This is a genomic window from Leekyejoonella antrihumi (assembly GCF_007845645.1).
In the GTDB taxonomy this organism is placed as follows: domain Bacteria; phylum Actinomycetota; class Actinomycetes; order Actinomycetales; family Dermatophilaceae; genus Leekyejoonella; species Leekyejoonella antrihumi.
On the sequence record NZ_VCQV01000002.1, the window covers coordinates 250,600 to 265,554 of the forward strand.

At 64.0% G+C, this 14,955-nt stretch carries 11 protein-coding genes and 1 pseudogene; 10 read left to right on the plus strand and 2 right to left on the minus strand.

Annotated elements, in window-relative coordinates:
• The first annotated feature begins 99 nt into the window (after positions 1-99).
• Positions 100-1,080, plus strand: a complete 981-nt coding sequence (locus FGL98_RS02505) for a ribose-phosphate diphosphokinase (RefSeq protein ID WP_146315075.1) — start codon at positions 100-102, stop codon at positions 1,078-1,080.
• A gap of 223 nt (positions 1,081-1,303) precedes the next feature.
• On the opposite strand, the gene FGL98_RS02510 is transcribed toward FGL98_RS02505, so the two are convergent.
• Positions 1,304-1,534 (minus strand): CopG family transcriptional regulator, encoded by a 231-nt coding sequence (locus tag FGL98_RS02510; RefSeq protein ID WP_146315076.1) that lies wholly within the window; start codon positions 1,532-1,534, stop codon positions 1,304-1,306.
• Between the two features lie 99 nt (positions 1,535-1,633).
• Between FGL98_RS02510 and FGL98_RS02515 the strand changes: the two genes are divergently transcribed.
• From FGL98_RS02515 to FGL98_RS02555, 9 genes are all read left to right on the plus strand, one after another.
• Positions 1,634-1,921 carry a helix-turn-helix domain-containing protein gene (locus FGL98_RS02515; RefSeq protein WP_146315077.1) on the plus strand — a complete coding sequence of 96 codons (288 nt, stop codon included), beginning with the start codon at positions 1,634-1,636 and terminating at the stop codon, positions 1,919-1,921.
• Positions 1,918-3,156, plus strand: coding sequence for a type II toxin-antitoxin system HipA family toxin (locus FGL98_RS02520; RefSeq protein ID WP_146315078.1), 1,239 nt, complete (start codon positions 1,918-1,920; stop codon positions 3,154-3,156). Before FGL98_RS02515 ends, FGL98_RS02520 begins: the two co-directional genes overlap by 4 nt.
• 341 nt (positions 3,157-3,497) lie before the next feature.
• Complete coding sequence (locus FGL98_RS02525; protein ID WP_146315079.1) at positions 3,498-4,127, plus strand: 50S ribosomal protein L25/general stress protein Ctc; 630 nt, start codon at positions 3,498-3,500, stop codon at positions 4,125-4,127.
• An 82-nt stretch (positions 4,128-4,209) separates the two neighbouring features.
• Positions 4,210-4,803: an aminoacyl-tRNA hydrolase gene (gene pth / locus FGL98_RS02530; protein WP_146315080.1), complete on the plus strand. Its 594-nt coding sequence runs from the start codon at positions 4,210-4,212 to the stop codon at positions 4,801-4,803.
• 193 nt (positions 4,804-4,996) lie between these two features.
• Positions 4,997-6,520, plus strand: coding sequence for a sugar transferase (locus FGL98_RS02535; RefSeq protein WP_146315081.1), 1,524 nt, complete (start codon positions 4,997-4,999; stop codon positions 6,518-6,520).
• Complete coding sequence (locus tag FGL98_RS02540; protein ID WP_146315082.1) at positions 6,520-7,230, plus strand: hypothetical protein; 711 nt, start codon at positions 6,520-6,522, stop codon at positions 7,228-7,230. Before FGL98_RS02535 ends, FGL98_RS02540 begins: the two co-directional genes overlap by 1 nt.
• A gap of 381 nt (positions 7,231-7,611) precedes the next feature.
• On the plus strand, positions 7,612-11,658 hold the full coding sequence (locus FGL98_RS02545; protein WP_246136334.1) for a LamG-like jellyroll fold domain-containing protein: 4,047 nt from the start codon (positions 7,612-7,614) through the stop codon (positions 11,656-11,658).
• Positions 11,659-11,711: 53 nt separating this feature from the next.
• Complete coding sequence (locus FGL98_RS02550) at positions 11,712-12,626, plus strand: sulfotransferase domain-containing protein (protein ID WP_222431976.1); 915 nt, start codon at positions 11,712-11,714, stop codon at positions 12,624-12,626.
• A 75-nt stretch (positions 12,627-12,701) separates the two neighbouring features.
• The gene (locus tag FGL98_RS02555; RefSeq protein WP_146315085.1) at positions 12,702-14,804 is read left to right on the plus strand and encodes an acyltransferase family protein; all 2,103 of its coding nucleotides are present in this window, start codon (positions 12,702-12,704) and stop codon (positions 14,802-14,804) included.
• Between the two features lie 46 nt (positions 14,805-14,850).
• Here the strand turns inward: FGL98_RS02555 and FGL98_RS02560 are convergent.
• Positions 14,851-14,955: pseudogene (locus FGL98_RS02560) on the minus strand (IS5/IS1182 family transposase); the annotation flags it as partial.

Here is a 14,955-nt window from a genome sequence, read left to right on the forward strand (position 1 = left end):
ATGGCGGGACCCGACGAAGGAGGGGGCCGGCATGAGCGAGCGCAGCGAGCGACCAATGATGCAGGCGAATGGCGGGACCCGACGAAGGAGGGGGCCGGCATGAGCGGTCTGAAGCGTACGACCGAGAAGAACCTGATGGTCTTCTCCGGCCGCGGCTATCGGGAGCTGTCCGAGCAGGTGGCCGAGGGTCTGGGCACGACGCTCGTGCCGACGCAGGCCTACGACTTCGCGAACACCGAGATGTATATCCGGTTCGACGAATCCGTGCGTGGCTGTGACGCTTTCGTGCTCCAGTCCCACACGGCGCCGATCAACAAATGGATCATGGAGCAGCTGATCATGGTCGACGCGCTGAAGCGCGCATCGGCCAAGCGGATCACCGTGGTGACCCCGTTCTATGGGTATGCGCGTCAGGACAAGAAGTCTCGCGGGCGGGAGCCGATCTCGGCGAGGCTCATGGCAGACCTCTTCAAGAGCGCCGGCGCGGACCGGCTGATGGCGGTGGACCTGCACACCGACCAGATCCAGGGGTTCTTCGACGGCCCGGTGGATCACCTGCAGGCCCTGCCGATCCTGACCGACTACGTGCGCGAGAAGTATTGCGCGGAGCAGCTCGCCGTGGTCTCTCCGGATGCCGGCCGGATCAAGGTGGCCGAGTCGTGGTCGAAGCGCCTGGGCGGTGCGCCGCTGGCCTTCATCCACAAGACCCGGGATGTGAACCAGCCCAACCAGAGCGTCGCCAACCGTGTCATCGGCAAGGTCGAAGGACGCACCTGCATCCTGGTCGACGACATGATCGACTCGGGCGGCACCATCTGTCACGCGGCGGATGCGCTGATGAACGACGGCGCCGCCAGCGTCGTGATCGCCGCGACGCACGCGATCTTCTCCGACCCGGCAGCCCAGCGGCTGCGCGACTCGTGCGCCCGTGAGGTGATCGTCACCAACACCCTGCCGATCAGCGAGGACAAGCACTTCGACAAGCTGAAGGTGCTCTCGATCGCGCCGCTGCTGTCGAAGGCGATCCGTGAGGTCTTCGAGGACGGCTCGGTCACCAGCATGTTCGACGCCGAAGCCTGAGCCACCCCGACAAGTCACCCCCCCTCGGCTGGTTGAGGAAGGCCGAGGAACGAGGCCGCCTCGAAACCCGGTGACCTACGCGCAGAGCCACACCACGGTTTCGACGCGCATAGACTCGTTCCTCGCCCGCGGCTCAACCATCCGATGTGGCGCGCGTCAGCCGATTGATTCGATCTTGACCGCCATGTCCCTCAGCAGGATCGATTGTGGCAGGACAGGAAGACTATTGAGCGAGCCGGTGCATGATCTCGCCGACCTCGGCCTCTTCGACTGGGCCATGCGTTTCCTCCACATGCGCAAGGATGTCGTCGAGAGCATCTTGCTGCAGCTGACGGCTCACCGCTCCCACGACGTAGGTGGAGAATCCACGCGAGCCGACCCGCGCACGCACCGCCTCACAGATGGCCGCGGGCATGGAGACGGAGCGCTTCTCGGTGTCGACAGGACCGCTCATGGAGAGATCCTACGAGAAGTAGCAGTCAACGTATGACCACCAGACTCGTCACAGCAGCCTCTTACGGATAATATGTTCGTCATTTGAGAGAGGTGGGCCATGTCGGGATACAAGATTGATCGACAGATGGCATCCTTTGGCGAGCACGTGCGTGGCTGGCGCATGGTCCTGGGGCTGACGGCGCAGCAGGTGGCTGAGCGCGCCAGCATCACACGGGACACCCTGCGCAAGATCGAGACGGGGGATCCGAGCGTCAGCTTCCGCAATGTCGCCCAGGTGCTTCGTGCGCTCGGCGTGCTCGACGCAGCCGTGGACGCGATCGATCCGCTGGGCAGCGACATCGGGAGACTGCGTGCCGGCAACCTGACGAAGAAGCGCGCGCGATGACCACCATCGAGGTCCTCGTTGACGAGACCGGGCGCATCAGGCTGGTGGGTCAGGCACACTTCACTCGGACGCGCGGACAGATCTCCACCACGTTCCTTTACGACCCCGGCTACCTATCGGGGGACGGCATGAGTATCGACCCGGCGCTACCACTGGTGTCCGGGGCGCAGCACCAGAGAGGGGTCGTCCGGGCATTCGCGGACAGTGCTCCCGATCGATGGGGTCGCAACCTTCTCGAGAAGGCCGAGCGGATGCGTGCCCGCGAGGAGGGCAGGGTTCTTCGTCGTCTGGACGACCTTGACTTCCTCCTGGGCGTCAGCGACGACACTCGCCAGGGTGCGCTGCGCTTCCGCCTGCCCGGGCGCGAGGAGTGCCTCGGGAAGCCATCGAGCGTTCCGCAGCTCGTCTCGCTTCCGGAGCTGCTGCACGCCTCCGACGAGCTGGCGTCTGACGACGACCCCTCTTCGGCCGTTAAGCGGCTCCTGGACACCGGGACCACGGGCTTGGGTGGTGCGAGGCCGAAGGCCTCCGTGCGGCTCGAGGACGGGAGCCTCGCGATCGCGAAGTTCCCGCACTCCAGCGACGGCTGGGATGTCATGGCCTGGGAGGCGACTGCTCTTGATCTGATGGAGAGCGCGGGTGTCCGCACACCGCAGCGAAGGTTGACACGCGTGGGAGAGCGAAGCGTCTTGATCCTCCGCAGGTTCGACAGGACTGGCCGCGGTGACCGTGTCGGCTACATCAGCGCCATGACGGCCATGGGCTCCGCCGACGGTGAACACCGCGACTACGCCGACATCGCCGAGGTGATGCGCGACCTGTCACTGTCCCCGAGGCGGGACCATCACGAGCTCTTCGCTCGGGCCGTCGTCAGCGTCGCGCTCGGGAACACCGACGATCACCTGCGCAATCATGGCTTCCTCGTCGATCGGGGCTCGTGGACGCTGAGCCCCGTGTTCGATGTGAACCCGAACCCGGATCTGTGGCGGCCGCGCGCAACCTCGATCATGGGAGCCGACGTGCAACCGGACGAAGTCGACGGACTACTGGCGTTGGCGGGTGAGTGCAGTATGACTGTCGGCCAGGCCCGCGAGAGGATGCGCGCTATCACCTCGTCGCTGTCTGGCTGGCGCGACCACGCGCGGAGGCATGGGGTCAGCGAGCACGAGATTGTCATGATGGCCGCGTCGGTCGCTCCGCGGCTGGAGGCCGTCTCGGATGCCGGCAGGAGCTGAGTGTGGCGATGCCGAGTCCGCGCGGGACTCGTTCCCTTCGACACGGGCTCGCAAGCTCGCCCCCACACGGCTGGTTGAGGAAGGCCGAGGAACGAGGCCGCCTCGAAACCCGGTGGCGTGCCCACGAGTGCCGGCCACTCCTCGATTTGGGTGCGCACCACGCGCGCCGTAGGATGGGCGACGCCTCGGCGAGGGATGCTGCGTGGCCCGCCACGCTCGCTCCGTGATCGACAAGGTTCATCCTCAGGCGTTCGTCCTGACGATCTGCCGGTCGCTGCGATCCGCGCGACATCCCGCGTCGAGGCCCGACCACCGTTCCGCCTCCGCAAAGGACGACCACCATGGTTCAAAAAGAGCTTCGCATTGCCACCGACATCCGCACCGAGTTCGGCAAGGGCGCGGCGCGCCGCATCCGTCGCGCCGACAAGATCCCCGCGGTCCTCTACGGGCACGGCACCGAGCCGGTGCACCTGACCCTGCCCGGCCACGAGATGATGATGGCCCTCAAGCACTCGAACGCCATCCTGACGCTGGAGATCGAGGGTGAGGACCAACTCGCGCTCGCCAAGGACGTGCAGCGCCACATCATCAAGCCGTTCATCGAGCACGTCGACCTGGTCATCGTGCGCCGCGGTGAGAAGGTCACCGTCGACGTCCCGATCCACCTCGAGGGCGAGGCGGCACCCGGCACCAGCGTCTACGTCGAGAACAACGAGATCACCATCGAGGCCGACGCGATGAACATCCCCGAGTCCTTCACGGTCTCGATCGAGGGCCTGGAGGTCGGCAGTCAGATCCTTGCCAAGGACGTCCCGCTGCCGACCGGTGTCGACCTGGCGGTCGACGAGGAGCTGCTGATCGTCAACGTCACAGAGGAGAGGCTCGCAGAGATCCCGGAGGACGAGGAGACCGAGGCCGCCGAGGGCGAGACCGCCGAGGACCAGGAGAAGTCCGCGGACACCGAGGACTGATCACGCAGGTTTCACGACGGGCCCGGCCCGCGACGAGGGGGAGTGTCGTCGCGGGCCGGGCCCTTCGGCATACTTTCCCCTCGTGGACCCTTGGCTGATCGTCGGACTCGGCAACCCCGGGGTGGAGCATGCCGGCAACCGGCACAACGTAGGCGCGATGGCCATCGACGAGCTAGCCGGTCGCAGCGGGTCAAACCTGCGCGCCCACCGCGCTCGCGCCCGAGCAGCCGAGGTCCGGATCGGGACCGCGCCCGGGGGAGCGCCCGGCCCCAAGGCCGTGATCGCGGTGCCGATGAGTTACATGAACGAGTGCGGTGGCCCGGTGGCCGGGCTGATGAAGTTCTTCAATGTGCCGGCGGAGCGCCTCATCGTCATCCATGACGACCTCGATCTGGACTTCGGGCGCATTCGCCTCAAACAAGGTGGTGGTGACGGCGGCCACAACGGGTTGAAGTCGATCACCCGTTCCGCCGGGAGCAAGGACTACCTGCGGGTGCGCGTCGGCATCGGCCGTCCGCCCGGGCGCATGGACCCGGCCCGCTACGTGCTGCGCAACTTCAGCGCCTCCGAGCGGGGCGAGCTCGACTTCCTGCTACCCGATGTCGCCGACGCAATCGAGCTGCTCATCGAGCAGGGGCTGGAATCGGCCCAGAATCAGGTCCATCCCCGCCCGTAGCAGAGGTCCCCTCTATCACAGAACCGACCCCTTGCGCTACTCAAGTGCGAGATTGTGCGTAGCGGCGCGACTGTAGCAGAGATAGAGCCTGCGATGGACTTGCGTGGAATAGTACTTAACAACTTGACCAAACCTTGAAGGTTCGGTCAGGGAGTCCATGTGAGTGTTCAGCCTGGTCGGGTCGGGAGGGTCCATGACTGGCAATGCAGACGCGAGCCTTTCGCAGGTGTCCGTCCGGTCTTCCGATGCTCCACCGCACCTCGCTGTCGCCGAGAGCTCTGTGGCCACGGCGACACGCTCGCTTGAGCACCCGAGGGACTGGACACGCACCTATCTGCGGCGCGCCATCGCGGCCGACGTGATCTGCGCGGTCCTGGCCGACCTTGTCGCCATACTCGGTTCCGGCGCGATCCCGCTACGGGACCCGATTCCGACGCCCTACCTCGTCATCCTGTTGGCCGGCCCCGTCGTCTGGGTGCTGACCGTGGCCGCATGCCACGGTTATGAGCGGCGGTTCCTCGGCGTGGGCATGGACGAGTACCGTGCGCTGCCCTCGGCAGCGATCCGCCTGCTTGCGCTTTCGACGTTCATCTCCTACGCGATTTACATCGACCGGCCCTATCTGTCCCGATACTTCGTCCTGATCTACTTCCCGGTGCTGCTGGGGTCCGCGCTGCTCGCCCGATACGGTGTGCGGCAGAGCCTGCATCGGTCGCGGTGGCAGGGTCGCAACCTCAGTCGAGCCGTGGTCGTGGGAAGGTCTGACGCAGTCCAGGGCTTGGTCCGCGACCTACAGCGGGAGCCTGTGCACGGGATCCGCCCAGTCGCGGCTTGCACCAGCGGGTCGTTGAGCCCGGACTGCAGTGTGACTTCCGCGGGGTCAGTGCACGACGTTCTGCAGACCGTTGAGCGATACGACGCGGATGTGGTCGTGGTCGCCAGCCCCTCGGAGCTCAGCGGCGTGGAACTACGCCGGCTCTCCTGGGATCTGGACGATCTCGGCATCGAGCTCGTTGTTGCTCCGGGCATCATGGAAGTGACCGGTCCTCGCCTGTCCATCCGGCCCGCAGCGAACCTCTCGCTGCTGCACATCGAGCGGCCGGCTCTCCACGGAGTGAACGCCTTCAGCAAGGCGACGTTTGACCGCACCATAGCCATCGTCTGGTGCGTCCTGATGATCCCGCTGTTCGCGACAATCGGCCTGCTGATCAAGCTGGACAGCAAGGGGCCGGTGTTCTTTCGGCAGTCGCGGGTCGGGCTTGACGGGCAGGGATTCTCGATAGTGAAGTTCCGCTCGATGGTGGTTGACGCAGAGGCGAAGCTTGCCGAGGTGCGGTCCGAGTCAGACGACGGAAACGGCGTGCTCTACAAGCGCCACGACGACCCCCGGATCACCCGCATCGGGCGGGTGCTGAGGCGCTTCTCGTTGGACGAGCTGCCGCAGCTGATCAACGTCGCACGAGGAGAGATGTCCCTCGTCGGCCCGCGGCCGCCACTCCAGAGCGAAGTAGATGGCTATGAGGCCGATGCCATCCGTCGGCTGAAGGTTCGCCCTGGGCTGACGGGCCTTTGGCAGGTGAGCGGGCGAAGCGACCTGTCCTGGGATGAGTCCCTGCGACTCGATCTTCGCTACGTCGACAACTGGTCGATGATGTTCGACATTCAAATCCTCTGGCGGACTATCCGCGCAGTGTTACGTGGAACGGGAGCCTACTGATGCAGCAGCACGGGTATCACCTCGGAATCGGTGGTCGACGAGCGCTGGGCGTTAGCCTGGCAATGGCAGCCGCGATCACGCTAGGCGGATGTGCGAGCGCACCCAACAATGCGTCGTCCACCTCGGGCAGCAACTCGACCTCCAGTGCGACGCCATTGTCGGCACACGCGAAGAACGCGAGTTCCACTAAGCAGCACGCGACCGCGTCGCCGAGCGTGTCGGGGGGAACCGCCAAACGACCGGCGAATCCGCTGGCGGGCAAGGCCGAGCCCGTCATCAGGAACGGCAAGCGACCGCATCCCACGCTCAGCGCAAAGCCTGCCGCGTTCGACAGGACCGTGAGCTACTCGGACGGGCTTAGTTTGACCGTGAAGAAGATTCGGCACGGCGTGGAAACCGGTTATGGCCGGGGAACTTTCCATGGATCCCCGACTACACAGCTCTCGGTGGTGATGACCAATCACACCAAGAAGTCCATCAATCTGCAGCAGGTCGTCGTCCAGATGGAGTATGGAGCGCCGGCACGTATTGCTCCCCCGGTGTATGACGACGTTGCGTCAGACTTCAGCGGAGTCCTCAAATCAGGCGCGTCGCAGACCGCGACTTATGTCTTTTCCGTGCCGACTTCCCTCCTTGGAAACGTCACGATGACTGTGGACATGGACAGTGTCCACGCCGCGGCCATGTTCACTGGTTCTGCAAGGAACTGACCCCCCATGTCTCGTCCAATCGATAGGCAGCACGCCGATCTCGTCTTGATGGAGCACCACATGAATACTGCTGGGCTTCGGGCCGTCCGCCTCTGGTTGGTCGGCGTCCTCGTACTTGCTATGGGAACGCTGGGGACGCTTGTCGTTGCGCCAACGGCCAGAGCGGATACGTCCCCACCGGCTGGCACGCCAGAGACGGTGAGTTCAGATGCTCTGCCTACTTGGCAGATCAACGGGATCGTCTGGGCTCAGGTCACAGTTGGCAACACGGTTTATGCCACCGGAAGCTTTACAACCGCTCGGCCACCGGGGGTCGCAGTGGGGGGCGCCGGGCAGATCAATGTTGGCAACCTCATTGCGTACAACATCACAACGGGCAACTTGGTCAGTTCGTTCAGGCACACACTGAATGCTCAGGGCCAGGCCATCACGGCCTCGCCCGACGGATCCACGGTCTACGTCGGTGGAGACTTCACGACGGTCGACGGTGTGGCGCACAACCACATCGCGGCGTTCAACACCGCGACAGGAACGCTGATCAGCGGGTTCAAGGCGTCCGTCAATTCCACGGTGCGCGCCTTGGCTGCAACGAACACTGAGCTCTATGCCGGAGGCGCATTCATGAGCGCCAGCGGTCAGGCAAGGAGCCGACTTGCTGCGTTCAGTGGGGCGACCGGAGTTGTCCTTCCGTGGGCGCCGACAGCTGACGACCAGCCCCTATCTATGGTCATCGCGCCGGACGGGTCGCGGGTCATCGTCGGGGGCAAGTTCTTGAACTTGAACGGCGCACCTGCAAACGGCATGGGCTCACTTGATGCGTCGACCGGTGCGACAATGCCCTGGGCCGCGAACACGATCATGCATGATGGTGGTACGGGTAGCGGCATTGATACCCTGCGCACGGATGGCACCAACATCTACGGTGCCGGGTATGCGTTCCAGACCGGCGACTTCGAGGGGTCATTCTCGGCCGATCCGGACACAGGAAATGTCAACTGGCTGAACGACTGTCACGGCGATACCTATGACGTGCTTCCGGTCGGTCAGGTACTCTACACCGTGAGTCACGCGCACAACTGCAGCATGATCGGGGCGTTCCCACAGAGCAACCCCTGGTCGATCAACATGCGGCACGCCCTTGCGTACACCACCTATCCGACTGGCGTGAACAGCGGACCAGACGACTACGGATGGAACTACGCGGGTCAGCCGGACTCGACGTTGCTGCAATGGTTCCCGGTGTTCTCACTAGGAAATGTTTCGGGAGCGAATCAGGCAGCGTGGTCGCTTACTGGCAACAGCCAGTACGTAGCAGCCGGTGGCGAGTTCCCCAGGGTGAACGGTGTGGCGCAGCAGGGTCTGGTGCGCTTCGCGGTCAAGTCGATTGCGCCCAACAAGGTCGGCCCGACCAGGGCGCCGGGAGCTCCGACCCCGTCAGCAATGTCGATCACCTCTGGCACGGCCCGCGTGTCTTGGCAGTCGGCATATGACCAGGACAACGCAAATCTGACCTACAACGTGTACCGGTCCGGCACTGCGGCACCGGTTTACACAACTACGCAGGCGTCCAACTACTGGACCTACCCGATGCTGGGCTTCGTCGACAAGGGGCTCACCCCAGGGTCGAGCTATACCTATAGCGTCAAGGTGTCGGACCCGTTCGGGAATACGATTACTTTGCCCAAGACGAACTCGGTGACGATTGGTTCGAACGCGGTCAGCCAGTACAGCAACGATGTCACGGGTGATGGAGCGACGGCATTCTGGAGGCTCGGAGAACCGAGTGGCAGCGCCGTCTATGACTATGCCGGCTTCAACGATGCGACTGCGCAAGCGGGCGTCACACGTGGGGTGACGGGTCCGATCAGCGGTGACTCGACCACCGCGTCGACGTTCGACGGGTCCTCAGCAGACGGTTCCGTGGCGAGCAACTCCACGATGGCCACGACCCCCTCGTTCAGTGTCGAGACATGGGTCAAGACCAACACCACCAGTGGTGGCAAGATCGTCGGCTATGGGAGTGCAAGCACCGGCAACAGCGGCAGCTACGACCGGCACATCTATATGGACAACGCCGGACACTTCTACTTCGGGGTGTATCCGGGGTCAACCCAGGTGGTCAGTAGCCCCAAGACGTACAACGATGGCAGCTGGCACTACGTTGTCGCCTCGCTCGATCCCACCGCGGGTATGACGCTGTACGTTGACGGCAAGAAGGTCGCCAGCAACCCGAGCGTGACGAGCGCCCAGGATTACAGCGGATACTGGAGAATCGGCGGTGACAATCTCAACGGGTGGCCGAACCAGCCGAGCAGCAACTACTTCGCCGGCACCATCGGTGATGTTGCGATCTACCCGACGGCCTTGACGCTTGCACAGATCCAGACGCACTACACCGATGGCGGCGGCAGCCTCAACATCCCTGCGGCACCGAAGGATGCCTACGGCAAGGCCGTTTACAACTCCGACCCGGAACTCTTCTGGCGGCTCGACGACGCGACTGGACCAACGGCGGCTGATGCAAGTCGCAACGGAGAGACCGGCGTCTACTCCGGTGGCGAAACCTTCGGTCAGCCCGGTGCGCTCGGAAGCCAGGGCACCGCAGTGACGTTCAACGGCGTTGACGGCACGATTGGTTCAGCAGATCAGTTCACCAATCCCACGGTGTATTCCGAGGAGCTGTGGTTCAACACCACCACCACAAACGGTGGCAAGCTCATCGGATTCGGTGATCAGCAGAGCGGCAACAGTAACAACTACGACCGGCACGTTTACATGACTCCCGATGGCAAGCTGAACTTCGGTGTCTACACGGGTGCGACAAACATCATCACGTCGCCGGCTTCCTACAATGACGGCAAGTGGCACTACATGGTCGCTACCCAGGGTCCGGACGGCATGACGCTGTATGTCGACGGTCAAGTGGTTGCGACTGGCACGCAGACCCAGGCCCAGAGCTACACCGGTTACTGGCGCGTGGGTGGTGACACCTCGTGGAGTGGTAACCCCTTCTTCGCCGGTTCCATCGACGAAGTAGCGGTCTACTCCTCCGAGCTCGATGCGGCGACGGTGCAGGCGCACTACGCCGCAGCGGGCGGCACGATGCCCAATCAGCCTCCGGTGGCTGCGTTCACCGTGACGTCGACTGGGCTGACGGCGGCTGTCGATGGTTCGGGATCGTCCGATCCGGATGGCACTGTGAGCAGTTATGACTGGACATGGGGTGATGGCACTCCGGACACGGTCGGTGCTAGTGCGACCGCCAGTCACACGTATGCGGCGGCCGGGCAGTACACGGTGTCGTTGACGGTGACCGACAATGGCGGTGCGCCGAGCACGCCGGTGACGCATTCGGTAACGGTCACGGCGCCGCCGGTGAATCAGCCTCCGGTGGCGGCGTTCACTGTGACGTCGACTGGGTTGACGGCGGCTGTCGATGGTTCGGGATCGTCCGATCCGGATGGCACTGTGAGCAGTTATGACTGGACTTGGGGTGATGGCACTCCGGACACGGTCGGTGCTAGTGCGACCGCCAGTCACACGTATGCGGCGGCCGGGCAGTACACGGTGTCGTTGACGGTGACCGACAATGACGGTGCGCCGAGCACGCCGGTGACGCATTCGGTAACGGTGACGGCACCCGTGGGTCAGGCGATTGCCTCCGACAGTTTCAATCGGACCGTTGCGAACGGGTGGGGCTCGGCAGATGTTGGCGGTGCATGGACTCGGTCCGGCGCAGCGTCCAACTTCGCGGTTTCCGGTGGACAGGGCTCGATTACGATGGCGACGGCGGGAAGTGGTCCTTCGATGAACCTCAACTCGGTGTCGACGAACAGCGCAGACATCACTGCCGGTGTCAGCGTCAATGCCCAGCCGACCGGCTCCGGTGTCTTCGTCTCCGTCATGGGCCGGACTGTGCCAAGCGTTGGAAACTATCGGGCGACCCTCAATCTTCGGGCAAATGGTTCGGTGACTCTTGGCCTCTTCCGCGTGGACGGAGCTGGGCAAGCGGTCATCGTGGCACCAACCGTCCAAACTGGTCTCACCTACTCGGTGGGTGACGTGCTCAACGTGCAATTCCTGGTCACGGGAACTTCACCGACGACGCTGTCTGCCAAGGTGTGGAAGCAGGGCACGACGGAGCCGACCGCCTGGGGCGTATCGGGCACCGATGGGGCATCGGCCATGCAGGCTGCTGGTTCAGTCGGTCTGATGAGCTACCTGGGTGGTTCGGCGACTATTGTCCCGGTTACCACCAACTTCACGAACTTCCAGGTGCAGTCGGGTGTGACGCCGCAGGTCGCGATGAAGCAGAAGGCGCTCCGCCGCGTGACGACCACACTGCACAAGAGCAAGGTGCCGTCGCCTGCCGACCGGGTGTCGCCGCCACTTGGGCTGAACCAATTCACCCCGAAGAAAGCCAAGTGATGGTGCATGCGACAGCTCCCGATGGGCATGGAGTCTCGACCGCGATGACAAAAGTGCTCTATGTCGCGGGATGGGGCAGAAGCGGCACCACGATCCTTGACAACCTGCTAGGTCAGGTCGAGGGGTTCGTGTCGACGGGTGAGTTGCACTACGTCTGGGAGAGAGGCCTTAGACAGGGTCGTGACTGCGGCTGCGGTCAGCCGCTCCGGGAGTGCGAAACCTGGACCTCGACGTTCGCCAGCGCATTCGGTGGCATTGAGGCCATAGATCCCTCGGCCGTTGTCCGGCTCCAGGATTCAGCGCGCACACGTCATGCGCTGCGGGCGCTAAGGGCGGTCCGTGCGGATCGGGTCACGCGGACCATCCCGTATGCTAGGTACTTGCATCGCCTCTATGACGGAATCGGCGCAACGACAGGCGCCCGCGTGATCGTCGACTCATCGAAATACCCTACGGACGGGATCCTCGCGGCGGGGCTCGAAGGGTACGAAGTGTTCGTCGTGCACATGGTCCGTGACCCCCGTGCCGTGGCCTTCTCTTGGCAGCGGTTCAAACCGACGCGGGACAAGAAGACCGACGGTGGCGTGCTGAAACGAGTCGGTTTGGTGCGTAGCACAATGGTGTGGCAGGTCTACAACGCCGTGATTGCCCGAACGGTGAAGGCTGCCGTGGGCGACGAGCACTATCAGGTGCTTCATTACGAACAGCTCGCGTCAGACCCTGCGACTGTAGTCGACGACCTCATCCGTTTTGTGAAAGAGGCCCCTGCGGCAAAGCCGGTGTTCGCCGGCAACGAGGTGGAGCTCAAGGTGACACATACCGCATCCGGCAACCCGGGTCGATTCAGGACTGGCACGACCGCGATCCGGCTCGATGACGAGTGGCGGAACTCCATGCCGCGATGGCAGCGGACCATCGTGACGATGTTGGCATTTCCGATGTCAGTTCGACTTCAATACGGTGGGTAGTCGGTAGTACTTCGCGCTGATTCTTCGATTGAGCGCCATGAGGGGCTGCGACACGCGGCCGGGGTTGGGGGGAGTATGTCCGATAGCGGTGCCAACAAGAGGCGCTCGGGTCTGAGGGCGGATGTTGAGGGGCTCCGTGCTGTAGCTGTCCTTCTCGTCATCAGCGACCACCTCTTCGCGAAGCCAAGCGGTGGATTTGTCGGTGTCGACGTATTCTTCGTGATCTCGGGATTCCTCATCACCGGCCTGCTGGTGCGTGAGGTGGAACGAACGGGTTCCGTCAGCTTCCGGAGTTTCTATGCCAGGCGCGTGCGCCGCATCGCACCGGCAGCTTTCGTGACGTTGCTGGCCACCTGCCTTGCGGCTCGGCTCATCTATGTCGGCACTCGAGCGCACGAGACGCTGGTCGACGCGATGTGGGCAGCTGGGTCTTTGGCCAACTGGCACTTCGCTGCTGTCGGGACGGACTACTTTCAACAGGGCCGGCCACCATCCGCGCTGCAGCACTATTGGTCACTGGCTGTCGAGGAACAGTTCTACTTCGTGTGGCCCCTGCTGATCATCTCCGTGGCGATGATCAGTCGTCGACGGCGACGCGGTGTCAAGCCACGTCGGCTACCGCTTGGTGTCGTGCTCGCGGTGCTCGTGGTGGTTTCCTTCGCCTGGTCGATGTACCAGAGCTCCACGGACCCGACGGTGGCTTACTTCTCGACCATGGCACGGGCCTGGGAACTCGGGGTGGGCGCGCTCATCGCACTCTGCTCCCACCGGCTCGCTCGAGTGTCGCGCTCCGCCGCGGTGGTGCTCTCGTGGGTAGGGCTAGGTGCAATTGCCCTCTCAGCCCTAGTCATCCAGCCTTCGTCAGCGTTTCCCGCGCCGTGGGGTGCGCTGCCGGTCCTCGGCACCGCGGCGGTCATTGTGGGTGGGATGTCGCCGGACTATCCGCCACGGATGGCTATTCTCACCAACCCGGTCTCCCGCTATGTCGGTCGGATTTCCTACTCGCTCTACCTGTGGCACTGGACAGTCATCACGCTTCTCGCCGTGTTGATGCCAGCCGCGGGTCCACGCTACGTCGCGTGGGTGCTGGCAGCGACTATGGTCCTCTCAGTGAGCTCGTATCACGGCGTCGAAGACCCGATCCGACGCTCTTGTTGGCTTACCCCACGCCGTGGCGCCTCCCGCTCGTGGCCTCGTGCGCGCACGGCAAAGCTAGCCGGTTCGTTCGCGCTCGCCGCCACGACGGTCGTGGCTACCACCGCTGCGCTGAACGACTCACCCGTGTCGACGATGACCGTCGGTGCCGCGCACACGGCGGCCCCCGCCATGGCCACCAAGGGCGGGACCGGGCTGTCCGCGCACATCCAGCAGGCTCTGGATGCATCCGCATGGCCGAAGCTTTCGCCATCCGTCGATGATCTTGACAATGCAAAGGCGCCGGAATGGAAGCAGTGTGGAAACGTCGATAGCTCGAGTCGGCCGGCCTGTGTTTTTGGGTCGAAGGACGCACCGAAGACTCGCCGCATCCTGGTACTTGGCGACTCGATTGGCATCAGTTGGCTTCCCGGGATCCGAGCTGCGATGGAGCCGAGCGGGTGGCAGGTGGCCGGCCTGACGTTCGGTCTGTGCCCGGCAGCGCGACTCGACGTCACCGCGCCACAGCAGGACGCTGGCTTCACCGCGCGATGCTCGGCACACCAGTCATGGGAACTGAAGGAGGCAGTGGCTGAGCATCCGTCGATTGTTGTACTGGCGGCAGCCGAGAACACTCTTACTCGTATGCCGTGCTGCAAGGCCGTAGATTCGGCAGCGGCTGCCTGGCAACGGGCGGAGCAGGCTGCCGTCACGACGTTGGCAGGGTCGAAGGCGAAGGTCGTTATCCTCTCCCCACCGCCGCAGACCAAGAGCCTGGCCGCATGCGCTACGCGATTCAACGCCCCGTCGGCCTGCGTCGCGCGGATCGACGACACCTGGTATCGGATGTCGTCGGCCGATCGTGAGGTCGCACACGTCACGGGCGCCAGATATGTCGACACCCACGAGTGGTTCTGTACAGCGGATGGCATCTGCCCGCCGTTCGTCGGGCACACGACCATCAGTGCCGATGGCACGCACCTGACCGGCGCCTATTCGAAGGCGCTCGGTCCGGTGCTGCGGACCGCCCTGATCGGCAGCTAGGTGCGTCACGGAGCGGGATTTCGATGTTAGAGGTTCCGCGGATAGGTCATGGTCGGTGACTGGGTCTGGTGTCCCAGCGGCGGGTGGTCCAGGCGACGCGGATCAGGCGCCGGGCGATGATGATGGCGCTGGCCAAGGCGATCAGCGCCTC

Excerpts from the sequence above, each read along its gene's own strand:
- FGL98_RS02505 (WP_146315075.1), top strand. The coding sequence starts at position 100 with ATGAGCGGTCTGAAGCGTACGACCGAGAAGAACCTGATGGTCTTCTCC.
- FGL98_RS02510 (WP_146315076.1), bottom strand. The coding sequence starts at position 1,534 with ATGAGCGGTCCTGTCGACACCGAGAAGCGCTCCGTCTCCATGCCCGCG.
- FGL98_RS02515 (WP_146315077.1), top strand. The coding sequence starts at position 1,634 with ATGTCGGGATACAAGATTGATCGACAGATGGCATCCTTTGGCGAGCAC.
- FGL98_RS02520 (WP_146315078.1), top strand. The coding sequence starts at position 1,918 with ATGACCACCATCGAGGTCCTCGTTGACGAGACCGGGCGCATCAGGCTG.
- FGL98_RS02525 (WP_146315079.1), top strand. The coding sequence starts at position 3,498 with ATGGTTCAAAAAGAGCTTCGCATTGCCACCGACATCCGCACCGAGTTC.
- FGL98_RS02535 (WP_146315081.1), top strand. The coding sequence starts at position 4,997 with ATGACTGGCAATGCAGACGCGAGCCTTTCGCAGGTGTCCGTCCGGTCT.
- FGL98_RS02540 (WP_146315082.1), top strand. The coding sequence starts at position 6,520 with ATGCAGCAGCACGGGTATCACCTCGGAATCGGTGGTCGACGAGCGCTG.
- FGL98_RS02555 (WP_146315085.1), top strand. The coding sequence starts at position 12,702 with ATGTCCGATAGCGGTGCCAACAAGAGGCGCTCGGGTCTGAGGGCGGAT.